The sequence below is a fragment of the Acinetobacter sp. 802_lipA genome (assembly GCF_058242885.1).
Genome location: NZ_JBZAYP010000001.1, coordinates 3187735 through 3213246, shown reverse-complemented (window position 1 = coordinate 3213246; position 25512 = coordinate 3187735). Strand labels below are relative to the sequence as shown.

Sequence of the window (25512 nt, the reverse complement as noted above, 5' to 3'; positions counted from 1 at the left end):
TCTTTTTCTCGTTCAAACGAACGCCTAAATGAATGAACGAGATTTATAGCTGATTTTTTATTAATAAAAAAAGCACTTACAGATTTTGAAATTCATGAATATTCAGTTCATTCATTTCCCCACGCCAAATCCATTTCAATTTTGATTCCAAAAACACATCTCCCTCAAACCATACGAAAAGACCTTCCATCATTTTCGGCCAGTCTTCTTTGGTCACAATCGTGCGCCCTGAAATAACCGCCAAAATCGCGGCTAAAATCGTGTCATGACTGACCGCAAGGCTCAAACCATAAGGATTGTTCGGATGCGTGTTATATATAAGCTCCAATACATCTACGACGCCATGAATCGGATGCTTCATACCGGGTAAGGCATTATTAACAAAGCTATTAATAAATCCTAGAGCGCCTTGACGCTGAAAATAAGGGCCGGCTTGCTTAATATCCAAAACAAAACTGCCTGGCTCAACCAATAAACCTTGTTCGATAATTTCAATACGGTGGGTATTCGGCTCAAGGGTTTGTCCATCTGCCCCTTGAATCATTAATGCAGCGGTATCAATACAACGTTGAATTGGGCTAGAAATACAGTGTTGTATCACTCGATCCGTATTATCGATCAGATAGGAACCCCATGCCTGTGCCAAATCGCGCCCTTGATGCGTCAACTGTAAATCATAGCCTGCAAGCCCCTGACCCGTAACAACTTCACGAATGGAATGACGTGTAAACAACGTCACTGGTGTTTTTGCATCTGGCAATAAATCGATTGCCTTCAACATACTAGGCGGGAGTAACTCTAAGGCCATAATCACTAGCAACTCAATAATTCAAAAAACACTATAGCACGCTCAGTTTTTAGCTCAAGCCTACGAAGGCATTAGTTCAAGTGCTTGTAATGCCAGTTTTTTCATATCGTTATTTCGATATGCAATAAAACCGCCATTCAATAAACTCAATCTTTGATTATATACAAATGGTCGTCCCTGAAAATCAACCAAACCTCCACCGATCCGCTCCAATAAACACTGTCCAGCACTGGTATCCCACTCACTCGTTGGGTGAAAGCGCGGGTAAATATCGACCCGGTCTTCCAACACCATGCAGAACTTATATGCACTCCCTGCACGATACTCTTGAATAGGCGTAAGTTTTTCCAACTGCTCTAAATACACTTGATACTGCGGTTTGCTCTGACTACTTTGACTTAAGCCGACTTGAACAGCACTGTGGTTTTCAACTGGAACATATACATACCATACCTCTTTTTCAATATTATATTTTAAAGGCTGACCTTGTAGTGGACAGAAGTAAATTTGCTGTTCACAAGGAATAGCCAGCACAGCAAAAGTTGTATACGCACCCTCAATAAGACTGAGATTAATGGTGAATTCAGGACGTTGATGCAAAAATTCTTTGGTACCATCTAAAGGATCAAGCATCCAAAAAGACTGCCACTGTTGTCTATGCGCATGCTGCCCTTCTTCAGAAAGAACAGGCAAATGAGGAAAGGTATTGTTTAAAGCATAGGTAATAAATTGATTGACACGATAGTCCGCTTGCGTGACGGGTGAATGATCGGATTTTCGTTCAACTGTAAAATCACCACCTGCAACATAAGCTTGATACTCTGCTCGTAAAATCTCGCACGCTTGAGTCACAATCGGTACAAGTTGCAATATCAGTGCATCTTGAGGTGCAGTTGTGGGCTTAAACATGAGACCGCCTTTTTATTCATTAAGTTATAGATCGAGAAGTTCATCTATTGAAATAGCAGCATGCTGATCACTTCATATCCAACTTGTATACTTATCACCTCAGAATGAGAACACGCGAACACTTTTTCAACACTGCCTTAAAAATATTATACGCCTAAGACACTCAGGAAATATCACTCAATTCCAATTCTTCTTTTGACTTTGGGTTGAGTAGTCCAATCAACCTGACTTTACCTTTACAACACCTTAAATATTGAGACTAGAGAAAGTCTCAAACTGACCGTTTCTAATTTGTGCTTACTCTTAACTTCTTTTCAGCTTTATACATCCAAGTGATTACTTTAGGAAAAATCATCGCGCAAAAAAATCCCACGCATGGGAGCGTGGGATATAAAACAAGAAAAGCTACAGCGCTTTAATTTCGAGTGTAGTATAAACCTGTATTTCAAATACATCAATTAAAAAATGCGGCATTCCTCTAGTTTTTTTAAATTACGGTACACCTACTCATTTTTATCTGAGCACTTCACTTCTAATTGATACTCATCCTGCGTCACTTTGATCTTAATCTTTTGATACTTTCTTTTATTCGGATCCATAGCCGAGCTAGCGACTTCATGCAAAAATTTTCGATCATTCATAAGCTCGCTATATGCTTTATAACCAATCAAAATTTTTTCAGGCTTTTTATTTTTGGAAATTAATTCTTTTAGAATATCATCTAGTTCATTTACAGTAACAATTGACATATCGAAGTAACTCAAAATAAAAAAGATTATCCATGAACAATATGATCAAAAGATGTCAGAAATCATCTTTCTCACTATTTTCATTTCAATAGAAAAATAAAAACCCGATCAGTATGAAAACAAATCGGGTTTTTTGTCTGTAATCACTCAGACCAGAAAGTTATTATAATAAAAAACCTGTTTACCTCTCTCCAAATAAACAGGTTTAACTGCACAAACATCATCTAATTATTATATTTTCATTTCTTTATGCCACACACTCTACAGCCCAAATATTTCAAATAAATGAAACCTTAAGGCTTTTTTATCACAATTGAATACTTAATCATCATTACGTAAAAATGTTAACTCATATTCATCATGCGTAATTTTAATCTTGGTATTACGATAAGTCCTCTTATTTGGATCTAAAGATGAACTCATTACATTTTCTGCAAATTTTTTATTCGACATAAATTTTGCATAAAGCATATAACCAATACGGATTTTTTTAATGGCCTTTTTTTTACCTTTTGCTTCATATTTATCTAAGGTTTCATCTAAAAAATCTAAATTTAATTCACTCATCCATTCCTCTCTATTTTATTCTCATTCGCCACATCTTTTTTAACCGATTCTTGTGTAAATAACCAGAAAAACCACTTTATTTTTTATTTTTGTCAGAAAACTTACTTTTATTGCGCTGGGCTGGATACAACGAATCTTTCTCCATCAGTTGAAGTGATTTAAATTTAGCTTAAAACATAAAAAATCACCCTCAGGTGGTGTTAATGGTATCGATGTAAAATGAACATTTGATGAAATAAATTGGATAGATATGAGAGCCGAATAGCTAAGTGGTACTGAAAAGCTGACCAAAACCAATGATGCAGTCCGTTGTAATCCATGGCTGATTTAGATCAGCAACAACAGTGGAGATTTTCGATAATAATGACAGCTCTAAGCGCTCTCATCGGATGTTTACAAAAACTCTTCCTTCTCCATAAGGTGAATCATTTCTTATGCTGAAGTTCAATATTGTTGTGAATCAATGTGCGATTAACACATCTTATATGCTCTTACTTAAAAAATTGAGATCCCATATTCTTCAATTTTTGACAATGGGCTATGCAAGTCCGTAATCTTATGCAGCTATACGCTATAATTACGCCATATTTGCATAAAGTAAAACTGCTAGATCGGCTGCTAACTGTTTTCTATAGCCATTGCTGAACTTTGAAACATTGGAGATTTTTTGAGTGGAAAAGCCAATTATCATTTTTGATATGGACGGTACATTACTGGATCTTGCCTATGATGATTTTATTTGGAATCATCAGCTTCCTATCCGTTATGCTGAACAACACCAGTGCTCTTTAGAACAAAGTACTCAGGCCCTGTTTCAGTTTTATCAAACCCATAATCACACACTCAATTGGTATTCTACGCGCTTTTGGACAGCCAAAGTCGGCGTAGATACACTCGCCTTACAGCAGGAATTTAAGCATAAAGTTAGCCTGCGTGAAGGCTGCCTTGAACTTCTCGACTATTTAAAAAGTAACGGCTACCCTTGCTGGCTTGCCACCAATGCTGACTGCGAGGGACTCAAGTTCAAACTTGAACACACGAAACTGGCTTCATATTTCGATGTCATTATTAGCAGTGAAACTCTCGGTCATGCCAAAGAGTTTACTGAGTTTTGGCAACATCTCCATGAACGCCATCCTTTTGCAGCCACACAGTGTTACTTTATCGATGACACTGAAAAAGTATTAAAAGGTGCTGAAAGTTATGGTATTCAAAACCTATTTACCATTGCTCAACCCTCATCACTAGGTCAAAGCAAGACATCCAGCCCTTATCCAATCTTAAATCAGCTCACCGATTTAATTCCTTATTTAGAGCAAGCTGAGGTCACGGCCAAATATGCGTAAATCCACTTTAGCGGAAGATGCTGTAGGCATGCGCATTGACAAATGGTTATGGGCAGCACGTTTTTTTAAAACGCGCTCCATTGCCAAAAATGCAATTGAGGGGGGCAAAGTTCACCACAATGGCGAACGTGTCAAAGTGTCGAGAGAAGTTCGGGTTGGAATGGAACTCACCATACAACAAGGTATTGACAAGAAAACCGTGGTGATCAAAGAACTCTCTGACGTGCGTGGCCCCGCTCCTGTTGCACAAAAATTATATGAAGAAACTGAAGTCAGTATTACACGACGGGAATTGATTGCAAGCCAAAGAAAGTTGCATAATCTAGCTCGACCTGATCATCGTCCAAGTAAAAAAGACCGACGCGATATCAGTAAGTTTAGACAAGAAAATGATCAACAATTTGACCAATATTGGTCTTATAATGATGATGAATGACATGCGTCATATTGTGTCGCACACGATCTGACTTTTATAGAAGATACAGACTAAATCTGTCACTATACTGAGCATATTCAGTAAATATCCGTGACATCGTTTTGAGGTTGTAAGATGGATGATAATAAAAGCAAGGCGCTCAATGCTGCGCTAAGCCAAATTGAAAAGCAGTTTGGTAAAAACACAGTAATGCGTCTTGGCGATAACACCGTACAAGCTGTTGAAGCGGTATCAACGGGTTCTTTGACACTTGATATTGCTCTAGGCATTGGCGGCTTACCAAAAGGTCGTATCGTTGAGATTTATGGTCCTGAATCTTCAGGTAAAACAACCATGACTTTACAAGCGATTGCCGAATGTCAAAAAGCAGGTGGTACATGTGCATTTATTGATGCAGAACACGCTTTAGACCCACAGTATGCGCGTAAACTTGGCGTAGATATTGACAACCTCTTGGTTTCTCAGCCTGACCATGGTGAACAAGCACTTGAAATTGCAGACATGCTGGTTCGCTCTGGTGCCATTGACCTCATCGTTGTCGACTCTGTTGCAGCATTGACACCACGTGCAGAAATTGAAGGTGAAATGGGCGACTCGCACATGGGCCTCCAAGCACGTTTAATGAGCCAAGCATTACGTAAAATTACAGGTAATGCAAAACGCTCAAACTGTATGGTGATTTTCATTAACCAAATTCGTATGAAAATTGGTGTAATGTTTGGTAGCCCTGAAACGACGACTGGTGGTAATGCGTTGAAATTCTATGCGTCTGTGCGTTTAGACATTCGTCGCGTAGGTCAAGTCAAAGAAGGCGATGAAATCGTTGGTTCTGAAACCAAAGTGAAAGTTGTCAAAAACAAAATGGCACCTCCATTCCGCGAAGCGCTCTTCCAAATCCTATATGGTAAAGGTGTCAACCATTTGGGCGAACTTGTAGACTTGGCTGTTCAACAAGAAATCGTACAAAAAGCAGGTGCTTGGTATTCATACCAAGGCGACAAAATCGGTCAAGGTAAAAATAATGTGATCCGTCACCTTGAAGAAAACCCTCAGTTGGCTGAAACCATTGAGAAAATCATTCGAGAAAAACTACTGACGACTGCAAACGCTGCGCCTGTAGAAGAGAATGAAGAAGAGCTAGACTTTTTAGATGCTTAATTAAAAGTATCGAAAAAGATTAAATGTTCTTACACAACATTTAGGCTTATACTAAGAAACGCCCTACGGGGCGTTTTGTTTATTCAGATCTATTTCATAGCCGATTATGCCTAATTCAAAATTTCCCAAACTCCTTGACTATGATGCTCTCAAACAACAATTTGGTGAGGAAGAATCCCCTACTACTCAATACTGCCACACGCAGGTAACACAAGAAACTGATGATGCTTTAGATTTTGATGAAGAGAATCAGCCCAAACCCACAGGTTTAACAGGTTCCCGTCTACGCTCTTATGCCTTTGCTGTATTAACACGTAAGGAATATTCAAAAGCAGAATTGATTGAAAAATTGGCTACATGGGCGATGCACCGTGAAGAAGTGATTACTCTGGTTGAAGAGCTTTCAGCACAAAACTATCAGAGTGATCAACGTGTGGCTGAGATCACTTTATCGAGCCAAAAGCGTAAAGGCAAAGGCCCTAATCGCATTAAACTGGCGCTTAAAACTAAAAAGATTGACACTGGTTTAATTTTAGAAGAACTAAAAGAAACAGATTGGGTCGAACAAGCCTATCAACTCAAAGTTAGAAAGTATGGAATTGAGGTCGCAACAGATCCAAAACTAAAAGCCAAGCAAATCCGTTTTTTAATGTATCGTGGCTTTGAAATGAACGCGATTATGAAAGCGATTAATCGCAGGGTTGATGACTAATCACCATTCGCTCTTGACCAAGCTATACCCAAATCACCTTTATAAATATTGATCTTATATTCACACCCAACATTAACTACATGTAATCGTTAATGAGTTAGAAAATAATAGATCTCTTTCATAAATCAAAAAACGACCTATCTATTGCTGATTATTTGTACCGAAGAATCTTAAACATTCAGGCATAATCTTTGAATGAAATACATCTATTCAAAGAAGCTTTCTGAAACACAGTTTAAGCGATATACCGGCATCTCATGGTCAACCTTTAATTTAATGGTTGAGCAATTGAAAATGCATGTTCCTGCCAAAGGTAGACCATCTAAATTAAGCCTAGAAGATCAGATTCTCTTATGCTTAAGCTATTGGCGTGAATACCGAACATTATTCCATGTCGCAACAAGTTATGGCGTGTCAGAGCCCACTGCTTCAAGAATCGTACACCATGTAGAGGACTGCCTCATCAAGTCCAATTTATTTAATTTACCAAAGCATTTGCCTGAAGGCGAAGGTATTGACTGGAATGTGGTGATCGTAGATGCCACAGAAATTCCAATACAAAGGCCTAAAAAAACAGAAGAAAAGCTACAGTGGTAAGAAGAAGGCACATACTTTCAAAGTTCAAGCCATTGTTCATTATAAAACTCAGCAAATTCTGAGTTTATGCACAAGTCGTGGTGCTGTACATGATTTCGAACTTTTCAAACGCAATTTGAATCAGATTCCTGCAAGTGCCTTTATACTTGCAGATAAGGGTTATCAAGGGATTTACACAGTGTATCGAAATAGCCTATTGCCATTAAAAGCAAAAAAACGCTGCAAACTAGATCCTGAGCTAAAGCTTTACAATCGAGAAATTAACAAAAGAAGAATTGGCATTGAGCATGTATTTGGCAGTTTGAAAACCTTCAAAATCCTTGCTGAGCGATATCGCAATCGAGGAAAAAGATTGGGATTGAGGTTCAATCTAATTGCTGGGATCTATAATTTGGAACTGAGTAAAAAATGATTTATGAAAGAGGTCTAATGTAAGTCTAAGCAACTACGAATCAGATAACATTCAGAAAAGCTTAAATATATAAAGTATAAGATGAAAAATAATGCAATGATTTCTAATACTTGAAATAATTTTCGATAAATTAAATAATCAGGATTTAACGTGATATTAAAATACATCACACCTAAGAAAAATACACATGGCAGAGCAAAAAGAGGTGAGGAATAGACTAAATGAATCTTTAAAACAAAAGCTGAGGGTAAAGAGAATAGGAAATATTACAAACGCAATAACAGTGAATAAAAAGATATTTTTTAAATTTGGTCTACATACAATGTATTTGTATATTGATTATTATATTTTTAATAAATGAATATGGTGGCAACCCTACCAGCCAACCTTCGGCACATCATATTTCTACTACCGTTGCTACCTTCCGGTCCTGGCGGGGTTCGTAGAGTACAATTGCGAAGTAACCGGCAGGGCTACCATTGCAAGAACAGAGTATAGAGATTTTTCCCTAAGTTGCAAGCCTATAAACGACTTTTCAATAAGCATTTCATTCAATTGACTATTTATAAAACAAACTTAAGAAAAATCGCTCAATTATTGGTAACGACTAGGCTACATTCATTTACCTAAATATACGACAACAATGTAAAAGCTTATTGCAATTCATAACGTTGCCGTTTTTAATGGGGTAAATGAATTTCGTTTGATGTTTTCCCCATCAAAGCCTTATAACACGGATATTTTATGATGCTAAAGAAGCATAGCCTATGTGCCCTCACCCTACTTTGCACAACGCCTGTTTTCGCCAATATTCCAATTGAATCTCGCGGCTTAAGTCAAGCAACGAACAATAGTGTCAATCCAACCAGCGTCGCAGTAGACACAGGTGCGAGTGCAACAGCAACCAATATTAATTGGCAAATCATGCAAAAGAACCAACAATTAGAAAATGATTTGCGTAGCTTACGCGGTAAACTTGAAGAGCAAGACAACGAGATCGCTCAACTCAAACATGAGTTGGAAAACCGTTACGCTGACCTAGATCAACGCTTAGAGTTACTTCAGCAAAAAATAGACCCTGAAGCGAGCAATACAACGGAGGATAACCAACAGGATACTCCTCCCAGTAACACCACAATCACCAACGCCAGCAGTAGCACAACCGCGGCCGCAGTAAACAAAGCACCTATAGTGGTCAGTACTCAAAACACATCAGAACCATCTGAGCTAGAAAAAGCCGCGTATACTGTCGCATTGGATGCCTATAAGCAAGGTGGTGCGAAGAAAGCGATTGCACCCATGCAAAATTTTATTAAAAACAACCCCAACAGTGTTTACATCAGCAATGCATATTTCTGGTTAGCGGAATTTAATTTAGCGATTGAACCTACCAACTATGCAGAAGCGAAAAAGAACTACGGGATTGTAGCAAACCAATACCCAAACTCTTCGCGCGCACCTCGAGCCGTCTATCAACTCTATAATATTGCCAAAGAAGTGGATAAAAACTCGACTCAGGCCAACCAATACAAAGCCAAACTTCTTAAGCAATATCCCAAGTCTGAAGAAGCCTCTTTCTTTAAAAAATAATTTTCCTACAGATATAAAAAAAGACACGCGAAGTGTCTTTTTTTATCTTTGGATTAAACTTAACGCACAATGCCACGCTCTGACTGTTCTAAGGAGTCAATGAGCAATTGTACCTCAGCGACTTCAGGCAAAATTTCTGCACGGATACGTTCTAAAGCCTGCTCTGTCGTCAAACCTTCTTTATAGATCAGTTTAAATGCTGTACGTAAACCTTGAATCACATTTTTAGACCAACCTTTACGACGCATACCTTCAACATTCATCGCAAAAGCATGTGCAGGATTACCAGAAACCATCACATAAGCAGGTACATCTTTCACAATCAATGATGCACCACCAATCATGCTATAAGAATCAATCTTACAGAATTGGTGTATACCCGAGTTACCGCCGACAATCACATAGTCACCTACATGAACATGGCCAGCCACGCCGACATTGTTTGCAAAAATATTATGATCACCGACCACGCAGTCGTGCGCAATATGCGTATTCACCATCAATAAATTATGGCTACCAATCTTGGTTATACCGTGATCCTGAACCGTGCCACGGTGTAAACTACAATGTTCACGAATTTTATTATGGTCACCAATTTCTAACCAGGTTTCTTCGCCTGCATATTTTAGATCTTGGCAGACCTCACCCACACTTGCGAATTGGAAAATTTCATTGTGTTCTCCAATACGTGTATAACCACCGACCACCACATGCGAATGTAACTGCGTACCTGCACCAATAGTGACATTTGGACCAATAATACAATACGGTCCAATCTTTGCATCTGCTGCAATCACGGCAGATGCATTGATGATTGCTGTTGGGTGAATAAATTCGTTATTGCTCATGATTGCTCTATTTTCTGATGCGAAACCATAATTTCCGCAGATGCTGCTACTACACCGTCAACGGTGGCAATACAATTATATTTGTAAATACCACGTTTCTGCATGACCAATTCTGATTTTAACACCAATTGGTCGCCTGCAACGACTTGCTTTTTAAAGCGAACTTTCTCTGCACCTGCAAACAAGAACAAAGAACCTTCACTTGGTTTCTCATCGTTCATGATGAAACCAAGAATACCTGAAACTTGCGCTAATGCTTCGACAATCAAAACACCAGGCATAATTGGATAATTAGGGAAATGGCCTTGAAGAAACTCTTCATTAATAGACACATTTTTATACGCCACAATTCCATTTTCAGTCACATCAACAACACGATCGACCAATAAAAAAGGATAGCGGTGTGGTAAGTACTCACGAATAGTTTGAATCGTCATTGGCAATTCAGGTTTCGTGAAACTAGTAGAATTCGACTCAGTCATCATATTTCTATTTACGCAATTTAATTGTTGATTCAAGGGACTCGATTTGAGCCTGCATATGATCAAGTTTTTTTACCAATTGGGTCAATGGCACATCTGCTAATTGTCTTAAACGAACAACGGTGCGTTTCCACTTTTGATTTTCAAACAGTCCAATTCCTGAAGAATACGTTCCAGCCACAGAAATATTATTTGTGACCATTGACATTCCAGTTAAAGTGACATTATCAACAATATTTAAGTGCCCTGCAATTGCAGACCCACCACCTACGATGCAATTTTTGCCAATGGTTGTACTACCCGCTATTGCTGTATTGGCAGCAAAAGCCGAATTGGCACCAATTTTAGCGTTATGGGCGATTTGCACAAGGTTATCAATAATGACACCATCTTCCAAAATTGTGTCATCCAATGCACCGCGATCAATACTACAATTTGAACCAATCCGTACATCATTACCGATGATGACCGAACCCAATTGAGCAATTCGATGCCATTTCCCTTGATAAGGGGCAAAACCAAAACCTTCACTACCAATCACAGTATTGGCATGAATACGGACACGATCACCAATTTTGCATGACATCAAGTTTACATGTGATTCAATTAAACCGCTGCGGCCAATTTCAACCCCATCATGTATGCTGACATGTGAATGGATAATCGTGTCATCGCCAACAACGCAATTTTCACCAATGACCACATAATGTCCAATATAAGCAGTATCTGAGATGATTGCAGAAGGATGTATCTGCGCAGTGCTTTCGATGCCCTGTTCAGTGTGTTTAACCTCAAAAGCATGAGTTAAAATTGCAAAGGCTAAATAGGGATTGGCAACAACAATAAAGTTTTGATGTTCAACCAAGTGATCTTTCAGATCAGCTGTAACAATGAATGCTCCAGCTTTAGACTGCTGTGCTTGCTCTAAATACTTTTCACCATTTACAAATGCAAGATGTCTAGATTCTGCCGAATCTAGACTTGCCAATCCCTTAAGGATTAAATCAGCTTGACCTACACACTCACCTTGGACTAAACGAGCAAGATCTTCTAAGCGGTACTGTTGAGGATTCATTGATTACTTAATTGCGTTAACCTTTTGAATCATTTTATCAGTTAAATCATACTTAGCGTCATAGGCAAGTGCTGAGTTTTTATTCAAAACAACATCTAATTGATTTTCTTTACGCAATTGTTCAGCAACCTGCTTTACACGACCATCAAATACAGTACGTACTTGCTGAATAGAGCTTTGCACACTGCTTTGCATGGTTTGCTGCAAAGTATTGAACTCGTTCATTTTGGTTTGATACTGAGTCACCATTTTTTGCTTATCCGCAGCGCTTAGCTTATCACCTGTTTGTAAACGCTGTTGTAAGTCTTGAAGCTCTTTACTAAGTTGATCAAGCTTCGTACTTTGCGGTTGAATTTTCTGTTGAAAACTCGAATTTTGCTGTTTTAAATAGCTACTATTTTCAACAACACGCTCAAGATCCACTACACCATAGCCAGCAGCATTCACCACTGTAGAAGTTAATGCTGTAAGTGTTAAAGCTGTAAGAAATTTTTTCATATTTATATCTTTCATGTAGAGAAACGGTCGACCTTAGAAGGTACGACCGATTTCAAATTGAATGTTCTTTGTTTCATCGCCATCTTTATCATTCAATGGGTATGCATAGCTGAGAGACAATGGACCAATCATGGTAATCCAAGTAAAGCCTACACCCACGCTATAACGCATGTTATCAACATCGAAACCGAAGTTGTCTTTACAATATTGCTTAGAGTCTACATCAGCACCATTCACATAAATGGTTGAACTCGATACATTACATTGAGTATCAAAAACTTGTGCACCTTCAGCAAACAGCACTGGACGGACTTGACGTGTCCAATCCCCTTTAAATGGTAAAGGCAAAGCCAATTCTGTACCAAATTGAATCAACGCATTACCACCGACTTCTTCAGGGTCATAATCAACATCATCAGATTCACTGTACGTTACACCTGGATACTTTGGACCTAATGTGCTGTTGTCATAACCACGGACTGAACCAAAACCACCTGCATAGAAGTTTTTATAGAATGGTAAGTCATGACCATAGCCCAACTTACCATAACCGCGAAGTACGAAGTCTTTGCCTAATGGGAAATAAGCTTGAGCATCATAAGTCAGCTTTTGATATTCAACATCACTGCCTGGTAAGGCAATTTCACCATTGATACGATGCGACATACCCGATGTTGGGAACACTGGACGGTTTAAGGTGTTATATGACCAACCTAAGTTTAAGTTATAGGTTAAGAAGTCACCGGTAAACTCAGAACCATAAGGAGCAGATGTCTGACCATCTGGGCAAACATAAACGCCTTCCGAATCAGGAACTAAATCCACCATACAATAAGTCGATGTACTTTTTGTCTTACCGCCATGCGCCAACAAGTAATCACGCACATAAGTAGATACATACGGACCTGTGGTTACTTCAGTTTGGTCGATGTTTAAACCCGCGCTAATGCTTTGGTTTTCATCAATTGGATAACCAAAATTGATACCACCACCAAGACTATCCGTCACATAGTTATTGACGTTATAGTCTTCATCCAACTTGGTTTTACGGTAGTACATGTTATAACCACGACGTACACCATCAATCGTAAAGTACGGATCCGTCACACTTAGGTTGTAATAGTCTTGCGTTTCTGAGCGGGATAAATCAATTGCAACCGAGTTACCTGTACCCATGAAATTGGTTTGACTTAAACCCGCTTGGAAGGTTACACCACCACTTTGTGAGAAACCAACTGCCAAGGTACTGGTACCCGAGTGCTGCTCTTCAACATTAATGTTTAAATCAACTTGGTCGGCTGTGTTCGGAACACGCGCTGGTTTGATATCTACAGTCTTAAAGAAGCCTGTACGCTCTAAACGAACTTTAGATAAATCAATTTTCTCATTACTTGCGAGTGCACCTTCCATTTGGCGCATTTCACGACGTAATACTTCATCCGCAGTTTTCGTGTTGCCGGTAAAGTTAATACGACGCACAGTCACTTGCTGACCTGGATTCACATAATAATTTAAATCCACCAGATGAGTTTCTTTATCAATCTGAGGCACGACGTTCACTTCTGCATAGTAATAACCCGCATTACCGTATTTACGTAGAAGCAACTGTTTAACCGCATTCACTTTTTCTTGTGAATAGATATCGCCATCTTTATAAATTTGTAAAGCTTTCAGTTCTGCTGGCGTGTATAAAGCATCGCCCAAAAATTTGGTTTCGCCAAATTTAAACTGTTCGCCTTCATCCACCGAAACTTCAACAAAAATATTCTTTTTATCTTCGCTTAAATTTAAGCTTGAATGATTGATATTAAAATTGATATAGCCTTTGTTTAAATAAAGCGCACGTAAAGACTCTAAGCTTGCAGCCATCTTTTCACGTGCATAACGGTCATTACGTGAAATAATGGATGTCCAACCACTCTCTTTTACCGCAAACGCTTGTTCAATTTCGCTTTCTTTAAATACGGTATTACCAATAATATTGATATCTACAACTTTTGCAGCCTTACCTTCAACAAACTCAATAGTAAGGTCTACTCGGTTGTTCGGCTTCGCTGTTGTGACAACTTTGACATCAGCATCATAACGACCTTGTTGCATGTACTGTTGTTCAAGCTCAGACTCAACCGTTTGTAGCGCTGATTTTTTCAGCACTTCACCTTCGGTAATCCCCATCTTTTTCAAGCCTTCTTCCAAGGCCTCTTTAGGAATGAGTTTATTACCTTTAAATTCAACTTTAGAAATTAGTGGGCGTTCGACAACTTTGAAAATCAGCGTATCACCCTGCTTTTCTGTTTTAATGTCATCAAACAAACCTGTTGCATATAAACTACGAATGGCATTGGCAAGTGCTGCATCGCTCACACGATCTCCACTATTCAACGGAATCATTCCATAGACATTTGCTGGCGTTAAACGAACAAGTCCATCAACCTTAATATCACGTACTATATAATCTTCTGCTGCATATACTTGTTGTACTGTTGCCATAGCACTGATGAGCGCCAAAGGCATAAATAAATGTGTGTGCTGCATGCCAGTTTTTTCCGATGTAAAATTTAATTCCGTATCTACGCTTTTTTACAAACGCATAAAATCATTGAATAGTGCCAAAAGCATCATACTTCCGAGCAATACCATACCAATTTTTAAACCAACCAATTGTATTTGTTCAGAAACAGGTTTACCACGTATTAGTTCTATAAAATAATAGACCAAATGTCCACCATCAAGCATAGGAATAGGCAATAAATTTAATATCCCTAAACTTACACTCATCAGTGCCATAAATGAGATAAAAGTTTGCCAACCCATTTCTGCACTTTGTCCTGCGACTTTGGCAATCGTGATCGGTCCTGATAGGTTGTCTAGACCAATCAAACCGCGCACCATTTTTACAATCGAGTTCAAAATCATGCTCGACAATTGACCGGTTTTATCCACCGCCATCATGAAGGCTTCGGCAGGATTATATTGTATCGTTTGTTTATATTCTGTAGGAATACTGATTTTCCCAGGGTCACTTTGTACACCTAAGACACCAGAAACCTTGCCCATATTGTCACGTTTACCTTGCGGCATCACTTCAAGTTGTACCAATTGGTTTTGACGAAGCACATCAATTTTTAACAATTTCTCAGGTGAGGCTTGAACCACTTGTACCACATCAAACCAATCATTCATCTTGATGCCATCAATCGCGACAATTTTGTCACCTTGTTGCATACCCTGACGAATGGCTGCACCATCTTCGCTCAACTTAGTCACAACCGCAGGAATTTTTGGTCGATAAGGCGTAAAACCCAGAACATCAAGCGGAGACTGTGTTTGATCTTTCAAGAAGTTTTGAATAGGTAAACTAAACGTTTTAACTTGTCCCGCACGTTCGGCCTGAATTTGGATTGATCCCGTTTCACCCACACGATCGACCAAGGCAAAATTCAATTTTTCCCAAGTGGGTGTCGTTAAGCCATCAACAGCGGTAATTTTATCGCCCACTTGCATTTGAACTTGTGCCGCAGGGGTATTAGGTAGCACTTTACCCACACGTGTATTCAACTGCTCTTGTGCAGGTAAAAACAAAATCCAAAACAGAAAAATGGCAAATGCCAAATTAATCAATGGGCCAGCCGCAACAATTGCGATACGCTTCCAAGGTGACTGACGATTAAATGCTTTAGGCGCATCCTCTTCAGCAACATCGCCTTCACGCTCATCCAGCATTTTGACATAACCACCCAAGGGCAATGCCGAAAGCTGATATTGAATACCTGACTTTTTAGAGGTCCACTTTAAAACCGTTGGTCCAAAACCAATGGAATAAACTAAAACTTTTACGCCCAATTTACGCGCAACAAAATAGTGCCCAAACTCATGTATTGCAATAAGTGGGCCTAAAAGCAAAATTGCCGCAACAATCATAAACAAGGCGCTCATGCTTAAATTCCTATATTCACCACATATTGCTGAGCAACATGACGTGCGTTTCGATCGGCTTCTAAAATAACATCAAGTTGTGTTGCTGCTTGATGTGGGATGGTATTCAAAGTGTGTTCAACAATAGCAGGAATATCCATGAACCCCACCTGTTGATTTAAAAATGCAGCAACCGCAATTTCATTGGCTGCATTTAAAATCGCAGGGGCTGTACCCCCAGTTTTCATCGCTTGACGTGCCAAGCTTAATGCAGGGAATCGATGCGTATCTGGCGCTTGGAAATTCAACTGATGATTTTTAAATAAATCTAAAGCTGGAACATGGGTTTGAATACGCTCAGGCCATGCCAAAGCATGTGCAATTGGCGTACACATATCAGGATTTCCCATTTGCGCCAATGTTGAACCATCCACATATTGCACCATGGAATGAATAATACTCTGCGGATGCACAACTACTGTAACAAAATGTTCTTCAATTGAAAAAAGATGACAAGCTTCAATTAGCTCCAGCCCTTTATTCATGAGGGTCGCCGAATCAACCGAAATTTTCTGCCCCATGGACCAATTCGGGTGTTTGCACGCCTGTGCAGGCGTTACATTGTGTAATTCATCTAAACTATGTTTTAGAAATGGCCCGCCGGATGCAGTCAGAAGAATACCAGAGACTCCAAGTTTCGGCTTTCCGTGACGCTCAGCTTGTAAATAGGTCTGCGGCAAGCATTGGAAGATTGCATTATGCTCAGAATCTACAGGAAGCAAAAGAGCCTGATGGTCATGAGCAGCCTGCATCATGATGTCACCCGACATCACCAACGCTTCTTTATTTGCCAAAAGGACACGCTTTCCTGCTTTTACCGCTGCTAGCGTCGGCATTAAACCTGCCGCGCCAACAATAGCCGCCATCACCACATCCACTTCCGGATGTTCAGCAACCGCGATGAGGCCTGCCTCATCCGCCAAAATTTCAATGTTTTGTAAATTGGCTGCGACTAGGAGCTGGCGCAGTTCATCCACTTTAGCTTGAGGTACAACTGCAATTTCAGGTTGAAACTGCTGACAAATATCAACAAGCTCTTGCATCCGACTATGTGCCGTAACAGCAAACACAGAGTAGCGTTCAGCATGTTGTTGCAATATTTTTAAGGTGCTCTGCCCAATCGAGCCCGTCACACCCAAAATACAAACAGATTGAGACATTTACAAATCTACGCCAATAAGTTTTAACACATATACACCCGCAGCAAAGATAGGTGCAGCAGCCAGTAGCGAGTCAATGCGATCCAGCACCCCACCATGCCCCGGCAAAATACGACCTGAGTCTTTAATTCCAGCACGACGTTTAATCATAGATTCAAATAAATCACCGAGCACCGAGCTAAATACAGTGACTACAGATAAGATAAGAAATAATAAATGCTGCGCGTACGTTAAATCTAAATAGAGGATTTCAACAGCGACCACGATGATCATGGCCGTAATCACACCACCATAGAGACCTTCCAACGATTTATTTGGACTCACTTCAGGTGCAAGTTTACGCTTACCCAGTTTACGCCCAACAAAATATGCCCCGCTGTCAGCACCCCAAACCAATAAAAACAGGTACATCAGCCACCATGGAGACATCTTCCAGAGTGCAAAAATAGCGGTCACAGCTGAAGATATCAGAACAATCCCAACCACCTTAAGGGTTGAATTATACCAAGCATCATAATTTGGATAAGATTTAACCCAATACAGACTTAGCAACCAACATAGGATAGAGGCAACCCAAAGTAGAAGTGCAATATCGTTAAAGTATAAGGCAAGTGTAGCAAGGCCAGCACTTAATAAACCAAAACCCCATGCTAGAGGTTTATTAACATTTTTTGTTGTACGGGGCATGAGTTTAAACCACTCATAGCCTGCAACCCCTGCCGCAATAATCATCAGCACAAACATTGGATAGTGTGACTGGGTTGCAAACATACAACTCAGTACAACGGCCACCAAAACCAATGCGGTTATAATCCGCTCTAACATTTATTAGTTCTCAATTTTATCTTGTAGAATTTGTTCCGTCGTTTTCCCGAAACGACGTTCACGCCCACCAAATACAGCCAAGGCGTCATCAAACTCTTCTACACTGAACTCTGGCCAAAGAGTCGGAGTGAAGTAAAGCTCTGCATAAGCTGCTTGCCACAACATAAAGTTCGATAAACGAAAATCCCCGCCTGTACGAATCAATAGATCCACAGCGGGTAAATCACTCAAACTAACGTATTGGCCAAAAACATGTTCATCAATTTGCTCAGGATCTAACGCTTGAGATTGAACAGCAAGTGCAATCTGCTTAGCCGCATGCGCCATATCCCACATCCCACCGTAACTAATTGCGATGGTCAAAGTCATCTTGTCGAAATTAGCAGTGTCTTGTTCGGCATGCAACATTAAGTCACGCAATTGCGGAGATAATTTAGAACGATCACCAATAAAACGTAAGGACATTTGATATTGATGCATACGAGGCAACTGTTCATGAATCGTGTCTTCCAACAATTTCATGAGCAAATCAACTTCAGCTTGAGGGCGCTTCCAATTTTCACTCGAAAAAGCAAAAACGGTTAATGCTTGAATATTTCTTTTTCGACAATGCTCAACAATCGGGTCAAGGACATTTTTTCCTTCACGGTGACCATCGCCCTTTTGCATTGCATTTTTTTTGGCAAAACGATTGTTGCCATCCATGATGATGGCAACATGTTTTGGAAGAGTAAGCTTATCTTCTGAATCGGTCATTATACAAGTTAGACCTTCAACAACTCAGCTTCTTTATTCGCAAGACGTTTGTCGATTTCAGCAACAAACTTATCTGTGATTTTTTGAATATCATCAGATGCACGACGTTCATCATCTTCAGAAATTTCTTTTTCTTTCAACAATGCTTTGATGTCGCCCAGTACATCACGGCGAATATTACGTACTGCAACTTTTGCATTTTCAGCTTCGTTACGCGCAACTTTTTGCATGTCACGACGTGTTTCTTCCGTCAGTGCAGCCATTGGAACACGAATCGCATCAGCCGTAATCGGATTTAAACCCAAATCTGATTCACGGATGGCTTTATCAATTGCCGCAACCATGGTGCGCTCAAATGGCTGAACCAACAAGGTACGCGAGTCTTCAACACCCACGTTTGCCACTTGGTTTAATGGCACATCTGAGCCATAGTAAGGAACCATTACCCCGTTTAAGATAGATGGATGCGCACGTCCTGTACGAACCTTGGCAAAACCGTGCTCTAACGAGTCAAGTGACTTGTTCATACGGTCTTCTGCGTCTTTTTTAAGATCGTTAATCATGTGATCTTCCTTACTTAATTCGAAAAGATATAAATTCTAAAATAGCGTGTAGTATAAAGAGCTTTCGAGGTCACGTACATTAGTTCGTTACGTGAGTACCCTCTTTTTCGCCCATAACCACTGAAAGCAATGAACCTGCTTTATTCATGTCAAAGACTTGAAGCGGTACATTGTGGTCACGACACAAGCAAATCGCGGTTAAATCCATCACACCCAATTTCTCATCTAACACTTGGTCAAAAGTTAAGGTGTCATATTTAACGGCATCATCATATTTGCTTGGGTCTTTGTTGTAGACACCATCAACTTTCGTTGCTTTTAGGATCAGGTTGGCTTCAATCTCGATACCACGTAAGCATGCTGCTGTATCTGTGGTAAAGAACGGGTTACCTGTACCTGCGACAAACACACAAACTTCACCTTGTGTTAGGTGACGAATCGCATCACGACTTGAGTATGATTCAACCACAGCACCAATTGGCAATGCTGACATCAAACGGGTTTTGATATTACGACGTACCAAAGCATCACGTAATGCCAAACCATTCATCACGGTTGCAAGCATACCCATTTGATCACCCGTTACACGACCAACCAAACCATCTTTTTGCAATTGACTACCGCGATATAAATTACCACCACCCACAACAATCCCGACTTGCACACCCAAACCCACCAAGTGCGCAATAGCCAAAGACATTTGATCAAGTACTTGAGCATCAATACCCATATCTTTATTTCCAGCCAATGCTTCGCCAGAAAGTTTCAGTAAGATGCGTTCAAAACGTGGTTTTTTAGAATCCAACATCGCAATAACTCCAATATCTAAATTTTAAAATTTTATTTGTGTCTTAATTCGATTTAATCGAAATCAATTGTGCATACAGATCATATTCATCTGCATCGGTAATTTCGACTTCTAACAAATCGCCTGATTTGATCTGGCTTTTATCAATATCTTCCACAAAGACATTGCCATCAATTTCAGGAGCATCTGCGTATGAACGTGCAATCGCAACTGGGAATTCTTCATCCAGTTCATCGACCAGCACCGTCATTTTCTGACCAACACGCTTTTGAAGTTTTGCAGCAGAAATCGCCTGTTGCACTTCCATAAAGCGTTCATAACGCTGTTGCTTAATCTCTTCTGGCACGTGATCTGGCAAGTCGTTTGCTGTCGCACCTTCAACAGGTGAATAGGTAAAGCAGCCTACGCGATCAAGTTGTGCTTCTTTCAACCACTCAAGCAAGATCTCAAAATCTTCTTCAGTTTCGCCCGGGAAACCCACAACGAAGGTTGAACGAATCACCAATTCAGGACATTTTTCACGCCACAGCTTTAAACGCTCAAGTGTATTTTCACTATGTGCAGGTCGTTTCATTAATTTTAAAACTTTTGGACTTGCATGTTGGAATGGAATATCCAAATAAGGCAAAATTTTGCCTTGTGCCATCAAGTCAATCACTGCATCCACATGTGGATATGGATAGACATAGTGCAAACGCACCCAAATACCCAGTTGACCTAAGGCCTCACACATGTCATAGAACTTCGTCTTAACAGGTTGACCATTCCAAAAGTCTAATTTGTATTTGGTATCGAGCCCGTAAGCAGAAGTATCTTGGGAGATAACGAGTACTTCTTTTACACCGGCACGTTTAAGCGCAGCCGCTTCTTCTAAAACAGAACCGACTGGGCGAGACACTAAGTCACCACGCATACTTGGAATAATGCAGAAGGTACAACGATGGTTGCACCCTTCTGAGATTTTTAAGTACGCATAATGCTTCGGCGTTAAACGAATCCCTTGTTCTGGAACAAGGTCAATAAATGGGTTGTGTTTTGGTGGCTCAGGCACGTATTGGTGCACGGCTTCCATCACTTCTTGATATGCAGCCGCCCCTGTCACTTTTAAGACATTTGGGTGCATTTGGCGAATTTTGTCTTCGTCTTTACCTAGGCAGCCCGTAACGATTACACGACCGTTCGCACTCATGGCTTCGCCAATGGCATCTAAAGACTCTTGCACTGCAGATTCAATAAAACCACAGGTATTTACAACAACTAAATCCGCACCATCATAATCTGATGCTACATCATAACCTTCAGTCTTCAACTGAGTTAAAATTCGTTCGGAATCAACCAATGCCTTAGGACAACCTAAAGAAACAAAACCGACTTTGGGGGATTTCATGAATCTGCGCTCCACTAGAATGCGCGTATTGTATGTCTTTTCTGTTTATAAAAACAGATCGATTCTACACTCTTTGTTTAATGCACCAAAATAAAACCAACACTGTAGTAGAATTAACATAACGCACCATTTTAAGTCACTTTCAGTTTACTTGATTTTTAGAATCCGCTATATCTTTAGCTAATCGTTCATTTACAGCGCATTCCGCAAAAAAAGTGTGCTCATTTCACTATACAAAATCAAAGTTGGCGTGCATTTTGCTTTATTTGCATCAATTCAGTCCGCTATTTGGAACGGTTAATGCTTTATCAAGATGCCATTGCGCTATTTTAATACAGGATACATTCGCTAATGGATCACCCTATTTCTATCGACTATCGCCTTTTAGTGGACAATTTGACCACTGCGATTTTATTGGTCGACAGTAAATTAAATATTTTTTACTTAAATTCCTCTTGCGAAGCATTATTTGATATCAGTCTTTTACGTGCCTCTGGCCAACCTGCGCTTAATTTACTCCATGCACCCAATGATGAGTTCAATACAGAAGAAGCACTCCTCAATACTCTAAACTCGGGACAACACTACACCCGTCGTGAAGCCATTATAAAGGTCAACTTTAAAGATATTCATGTTGACTATACCGTGTCACAGCTAAATTCAAATAAACCCTATCATCCTTTGCTTTTAATTGAGATCAATCCGATTGATCGGATGCTCAAAATTTCCAAGGAAGAAAACTTCTTACAACAGCATCAGGTCGCACGCCAACTGATTCGTGGTGTTGCACATGAAATTAAAAATCCGTTGGGCGGAATTCGCGGCGCTACACAACTGTTAGCGCGTAGCCTCAATGATCCTCAATATAGCGAGTTCACCGACATTATTATCAGTGAAGTCGATCGCTTACGTAATTTAGCAGACACCATGCTTGGTTCTCGTCAGCTACCCAGTTATGAGTTGGTCAATGTACATGAGCCTTTAGAGCGTGTTCGCTCACTCATTACCAACCAAACCAAAAAGAAAATTAAGATCACCCGTGATTATGATTTGTCATTACCTGAAGTGATGGCCGATCGTGATCAACTGATACAAGTCATGTTGAACATTAGCGTCAATGCAGTGCAAGCCATGACTGAAAATAAAGAGTTCTTTGTCGACCACCAACCTGAACTAATGTTACGCACCCGTATTCAACGTTTAGTGACCATCAATGGTGTACTGCAACGCTCTGTGGTACGGATTGATATCGAAGACAATGGTCCGGGCGTTCCAGAAGAAATTTTAGAATCTGTGTTTTACCCGCTGGTCACGGGTCGTGCTAAAGGCACAGGACTAGGTTTAAGTATTGCGCAAAATATTATGCATCAACATAACGGAATGATTGAATGCCAATCTGTTCCCGGAAAAACAACTTTTAGCTTATATATACCTTGGGAGTTAAACCATGTCGCGAAATAAAATATGGGTAATTGATGACGATCGCGCCATGCGCTGGGTGCTGGAAAAAACGTTCAAAGAAGAAGGTTTTGACGTCACAAGTTTTGAAGAAGCTCAATCTGCTTTAGACCAACTCAGTTTAGATGCACCCGATGTGATCTTGACCGATATTCGTATGCCCGGCATAGATGGCTTAACTTTTTTAGCGAAAGTTAAAGCCAACTATCCTGATCTACCTGTCATTATTATGACGGCTCACTCTGACCTAGAGTCTGCTGTTTCAAGTTATCAAACAGGCGCATTTGAGTATTTACCCAAGCCTTTTGATATTGATGAAGCCTTAGCTTTAGTGAATCGTGCGATTTTGCACATCACCAAAATGCAGCAGCAAGAATCGGCAAAAACGGTACCACCGATTCAATCGACCGAAATCATTGGCGAGTCTCCTGCTATGCAGGAAGTCTTCCGCGCGATTGGTCGTTTGTCTCAATCACACATTACAGTGTTAATTAATGGTGAATCTGGTACAGGTAAAGAGTTAGTTGCGCATGCGCTACACCGCCACTCACCACGGAGCAGCAAACCTTTTATTGCACTCAACATGGCCGCGATTCCCAAAGACCTAATTGAAACAGAGCTTTTTGGTCATGAGAAAGGTGCATTTACTGGCGCCAATACACAGCGCCAAGGTCGCTTTGAACAAGCCAATGGCGGAACACTGTTTTTAGATGAAATTGGCGATATGCCGTTTGAAACGCAAACACGTTTACTGCGTGTGCTGGCTGATGGCGAGTTCTATCGCGTCGGCGGGCATATCCCGGTAAAAGTAGATGTACGTATTGTCGCGGCAACGCACCAAGACTTAGAAAAATTGGTACATGATGGTCGCTTCCGTGAAGACTTATATCACCGTCTAAACGTGATTCGCATTCACATTCCAAAACTGGCGCATCGTAGCGAAGACATCCCTATGTTGGCGCAGCACTTCTTGGCACGCGCAGGCAAAGAATTAGGCGTAAGCCCTAAAATCCTTCGCCCTGAAACGCAAGAATATATGCAACAGTTACCTTGGCAAGGAAACGTACGTCAGCTCGAGAACACTTGCCGCTGGTTAACGGTCATGATTACAGGACGTGAAGTTTATCCTGAAGACTTACCATCAGAGCTGAAGCAAATTCCAATTACCCGCTCAGGTGAAGATGCGCAAGCCGCGCAAAACTTAGATCGGATTGCAGTCCACCATTGGGATGAGTTGTTGGGTCAATGGGCTGTGCAAAAGCTGAAAAATGGCGAGATGAAAATCCTCGATATCGCAACCCCAATGTTCGAACGCACATTGATCATTGCTGCGCTGCAACAAACCCGTGGCCGTAAACGGCATGCGGCTGAGTTACTCGGTTGGGGGCGTAACACCCTTACGCGTAAACTTAAAGAGCTAGGTATGGATACCGCAGACGATGAAAGTGAAGAAGAAGCTTTAGAAAACTAAGACAGATTCAAATAAAAGCGCCGCAATGGCGCTTTTAATTTATTAAGCCGTAAAGCCTAAATAGCGTGAATAGCCTTCAACACCAAGTGGTGCTTTTAACATGATAAAATTTGGGTAACTGGCTTGAGTTAACTCTTCAAACATAATCACTTGATCATCATGTGCATGGAGATCATCAACACTGCGCTGCATGGTCGCTTCAAATTCATCTGTGATATATTCAAAACCAATGTCCATCGCAATAAATAAGGTATGTTCACAAGGCTGAACGTATTGTTCATGAGACCAATCAATTACCTGTTGTTGGCAGTGTGGACACGCTACGGGATCTGTCGCTTCACAGTCTAGTGGGATCAATTGATAAGTCATAATTTAGTTTTTAAACAAAGATGCTGCGAAGTTTAGCATAGGATAAAGTACCTAGAATAATCATGTCGACTTTAGAAAAAGCCATTGCACTGGCTGCAACCCAACATGCGGGGCAACTCGATAAGGGCGGACAACCTTACATCTTGCATCCACTTCGCCTCATGTTGCAATTTTCCAATCCTACCCTACAAATCATTGCAGTGTTGCATGACATTTTGGAAGACACCGCAACGACTGCTGAAGACTTAGAAGCGCTTGGCTTTAGTGCCGAGATCATTCAATCCATACAAGCACTGACCAAACAAACAGGTGAATCACGTTTGCAAGCGGCTAAGCGCACTACATTAAACCCTCTTGCAACCCAAGTAAAATATGTTGATGTACTCGATAATATGAACCTTTCGCGCATAAACAACCCAACAGCACGCGACTTTGCACGACTTGAAGAATATAAAGAGGTGCTTGAAATACTCAAACAAGCGAAAACTCAGTGAAACCCTTAAAATAACTGAGTATTTTCAATTAAATCTCTACAATTTCAAAATTGACAAAT

27 protein-coding genes, 1 other RNA gene and 1 pseudogene are annotated in these 25512 nt (G+C 40.3%); 10 read left to right on the top strand and 19 right to left on the bottom strand.

Going from position 1 to position 25512, the window contains the following annotated elements:
- Positions 1–76: 76 nt before the first annotated feature.
- The 5 genes and pseudogenes from AC4CU3_RS15875 to AC4CU3_RS15855 all read right to left on the bottom strand — a co-directional run.
- A complete protein-coding gene (locus tag AC4CU3_RS15875) occupies positions 77–808 on the bottom strand; it encodes a histidine phosphatase family protein (protein WP_078388778.1) in 732 nt (243 codons plus the stop codon).
- A gap of 60 nt (positions 809–868) precedes the next feature.
- On the bottom strand, positions 869–1717 hold the full coding sequence (locus tag AC4CU3_RS15870) for a 3'(2'),5'-bisphosphate nucleotidase CysQ (RefSeq protein ID WP_279045282.1): 849 nt from the start codon (positions 1715–1717) through the stop codon (positions 869–871).
- A gap of 503 nt (positions 1718–2220) precedes the next feature.
- The gene (locus AC4CU3_RS15865; RefSeq protein ID WP_279045284.1) at positions 2221–2466 is read right to left on the bottom strand and encodes a hypothetical protein; all 246 of its coding nucleotides are present in this window, start codon (positions 2464–2466) and stop codon (positions 2221–2223) included.
- A gap of 321 nt (positions 2467–2787) precedes the next feature.
- The gene (locus tag AC4CU3_RS15860) at positions 2788–3033 is read right to left on the bottom strand and encodes a hypothetical protein (RefSeq protein WP_004696593.1); all 246 of its coding nucleotides are present in this window, start codon (positions 3031–3033) and stop codon (positions 2788–2790) included.
- 243 nt (positions 3034–3276) lie between these two features.
- Positions 3277–3348, bottom strand: a pseudogene (locus AC4CU3_RS15855) (LysE family translocator); the annotation flags it as partial.
- 356 nt (positions 3349–3704) lie between these two features.
- Between AC4CU3_RS15855 and AC4CU3_RS15850 the strand changes: the two are divergent.
- The 6 genes from AC4CU3_RS15850 (at position 3705) to AC4CU3_RS15825 (ending at position 7694) form a co-directional block, all read left to right on the top strand.
- On the top strand, positions 3705–4379 hold the full coding sequence (locus AC4CU3_RS15850; protein WP_004981908.1) for an HAD-IA family hydrolase: 675 nt from the start codon (positions 3705–3707) through the stop codon (positions 4377–4379).
- Positions 4372–4815: an RNA-binding S4 domain-containing protein gene (locus tag AC4CU3_RS15845; RefSeq protein WP_004696588.1), complete on the top strand. Its 444-nt coding sequence runs from the start codon at positions 4372–4374 to the stop codon at positions 4813–4815. The genes AC4CU3_RS15850 and AC4CU3_RS15845 overlap by 8 nt, the downstream gene beginning before the upstream one ends.
- A gap of 114 nt (positions 4816–4929) precedes the next feature.
- Positions 4930–5973, top strand: coding sequence for a recombinase RecA (gene recA, locus AC4CU3_RS15840; RefSeq protein WP_279045285.1), 1044 nt, complete (start codon positions 4930–4932; stop codon positions 5971–5973).
- Between the two features lie 106 nt (positions 5974–6079).
- The gene (locus tag AC4CU3_RS15835; protein WP_279045286.1) at positions 6080–6685 is read left to right on the top strand and encodes a regulatory protein RecX; all 606 of its coding nucleotides are present in this window, start codon (positions 6080–6082) and stop codon (positions 6683–6685) included.
- 195 nt (positions 6686–6880) lie between these two features.
- Positions 6881–7282, top strand: a complete 402-nt coding sequence (locus tag AC4CU3_RS15830) for a transposase family protein (RefSeq protein ID WP_213072657.1) — start codon at positions 6881–6883, stop codon at positions 7280–7282.
- On the top strand, positions 7224–7694 hold the full coding sequence (locus tag AC4CU3_RS15825; protein WP_005399975.1) for an IS5/IS1182 family transposase: 471 nt from the start codon (positions 7224–7226) through the stop codon (positions 7692–7694). The genes AC4CU3_RS15830 and AC4CU3_RS15825 overlap by 59 nt, the downstream gene beginning before the upstream one ends.
- 373 nt (positions 7695–8067) lie before the next feature.
- On the opposite strand, the gene ffs is transcribed toward AC4CU3_RS15825, so the two are convergent.
- An RNA gene (gene ffs / locus AC4CU3_RS15820) (signal recognition particle sRNA small type) lies at positions 8068–8164 on the bottom strand.
- Between the two features lie 274 nt (positions 8165–8438).
- Between ffs and AC4CU3_RS15815 the strand changes: the two genes are divergently transcribed.
- Entirely contained in the window at positions 8439–9284 is an 846-nt protein-coding gene (locus AC4CU3_RS15815) for a YbgF trimerization domain-containing protein (protein WP_279045289.1), read from the top strand.
- 59 nt (positions 9285–9343) lie between these two features.
- On the opposite strand, the gene lpxA is transcribed toward AC4CU3_RS15815, so the two are convergent.
- The 12 genes from lpxA to rimO all read right to left on the bottom strand — a co-directional run bounded on the left by lpxA (position 9344) and on the right by rimO (position 21661).
- Positions 9344–10132 carry an acyl-ACP--UDP-N-acetylglucosamine O-acyltransferase gene (lpxA, locus tag AC4CU3_RS15810; RefSeq protein WP_126036994.1) on the bottom strand — a complete coding sequence of 263 codons (789 nt, stop codon included), beginning with the start codon at positions 10130–10132 and terminating at the stop codon, positions 9344–9346.
- Positions 10129–10614: a 3-hydroxyacyl-ACP dehydratase FabZ gene (fabZ, locus tag AC4CU3_RS15805; RefSeq protein WP_125273302.1), complete on the bottom strand. Its 486-nt coding sequence runs from the start codon at positions 10612–10614 to the stop codon at positions 10129–10131. Before fabZ ends, lpxA begins: the two co-directional genes overlap by 4 nt.
- Positions 10615–10621: 7 nt before the next feature.
- Positions 10622–11689 carry a UDP-3-O-(3-hydroxymyristoyl)glucosamine N-acyltransferase gene (lpxD, locus tag AC4CU3_RS15800; protein WP_183172784.1) on the bottom strand — a complete coding sequence of 356 codons (1068 nt, stop codon included), beginning with the start codon at positions 11687–11689 and terminating at the stop codon, positions 10622–10624.
- A 3-nt stretch (positions 11690–11692) separates the two neighbouring features.
- Positions 11693–12187 (bottom strand): OmpH/Skp family outer membrane protein, encoded by a 495-nt coding sequence (locus tag AC4CU3_RS15795; RefSeq protein ID WP_159128375.1) that lies wholly within the window; start codon positions 12185–12187, stop codon positions 11693–11695.
- Between the two features lie 33 nt (positions 12188–12220).
- Positions 12221–14722 (bottom strand): outer membrane protein assembly factor BamA, encoded by a 2502-nt coding sequence (gene bamA, locus AC4CU3_RS15790; protein ID WP_279044892.1) that lies wholly within the window; start codon positions 14720–14722, stop codon positions 12221–12223.
- Between the two features lie 45 nt (positions 14723–14767).
- On the bottom strand, positions 14768–16123 hold the full coding sequence (rseP, locus tag AC4CU3_RS15785) for an RIP metalloprotease RseP (RefSeq protein ID WP_004696568.1): 1356 nt from the start codon (positions 16121–16123) through the stop codon (positions 14768–14770).
- Between the two features lie 2 nt (positions 16124–16125).
- On the bottom strand, positions 16126–17322 hold the full coding sequence (gene ispC, locus AC4CU3_RS15780; RefSeq protein WP_263507220.1) for a 1-deoxy-D-xylulose-5-phosphate reductoisomerase: 1197 nt from the start codon (positions 17320–17322) through the stop codon (positions 16126–16128).
- The gene (locus AC4CU3_RS15775; RefSeq protein WP_205667927.1) at positions 17323–18147 is read right to left on the bottom strand and encodes a phosphatidate cytidylyltransferase; all 825 of its coding nucleotides are present in this window, start codon (positions 18145–18147) and stop codon (positions 17323–17325) included.
- Positions 18148–18150: 3 nt separating this feature from the next.
- Positions 18151–18903 carry a polyprenyl diphosphate synthase gene (gene uppS, locus AC4CU3_RS15770; RefSeq protein WP_058951731.1) on the bottom strand — a complete coding sequence of 251 codons (753 nt, stop codon included), beginning with the start codon at positions 18901–18903 and terminating at the stop codon, positions 18151–18153.
- Between the two features lie 8 nt (positions 18904–18911).
- A complete protein-coding gene (gene frr, locus AC4CU3_RS15765; protein ID WP_010326990.1) occupies positions 18912–19466 on the bottom strand; it encodes a ribosome recycling factor in 555 nt (184 codons plus the stop codon).
- 79 nt (positions 19467–19545) lie between these two features.
- Complete coding sequence (pyrH, locus tag AC4CU3_RS15760) at positions 19546–20274, bottom strand: UMP kinase (protein ID WP_004696558.1); 729 nt, start codon at positions 20272–20274, stop codon at positions 19546–19548.
- 43 nt (positions 20275–20317) lie between these two features.
- Entirely contained in the window at positions 20318–21661 is a 1344-nt protein-coding gene (gene rimO, locus AC4CU3_RS15755; protein ID WP_004981943.1) for a 30S ribosomal protein S12 methylthiotransferase RimO, read from the bottom strand.
- Between the two features lie 351 nt (positions 21662–22012).
- On the opposite strand from rimO, the gene glnL reads away from it, so the two are divergent.
- On the top strand, positions 22013–23122 hold the full coding sequence (gene glnL, locus AC4CU3_RS15750) for a nitrogen regulation protein NR(II) (protein ID WP_004696555.1): 1110 nt from the start codon (positions 22013–22015) through the stop codon (positions 23120–23122).
- Positions 23109–24590, top strand: coding sequence for a nitrogen regulation protein NR(I) (glnG, locus tag AC4CU3_RS15745; RefSeq protein ID WP_004696552.1), 1482 nt, complete (start codon positions 23109–23111; stop codon positions 24588–24590). Before glnL ends, glnG begins: the two co-directional genes overlap by 14 nt.
- A gap of 42 nt (positions 24591–24632) precedes the next feature.
- Here the strand turns inward: glnG and AC4CU3_RS15740 are convergent, their stop codons facing one another.
- Positions 24633–24959 carry a hypothetical protein gene (locus AC4CU3_RS15740; protein ID WP_168158834.1) on the bottom strand — a complete coding sequence of 109 codons (327 nt, stop codon included), beginning with the start codon at positions 24957–24959 and terminating at the stop codon, positions 24633–24635.
- Between the two features lie 62 nt (positions 24960–25021).
- Between AC4CU3_RS15740 and AC4CU3_RS15735 the strand changes: the two genes are divergently transcribed.
- Positions 25022–25453 carry a phosphohydrolase gene (locus tag AC4CU3_RS15735; RefSeq protein WP_279044891.1) on the top strand — a complete coding sequence of 144 codons (432 nt, stop codon included), beginning with the start codon at positions 25022–25024 and terminating at the stop codon, positions 25451–25453.
- Positions 25454–25512 lie beyond the last annotated feature (59 nt).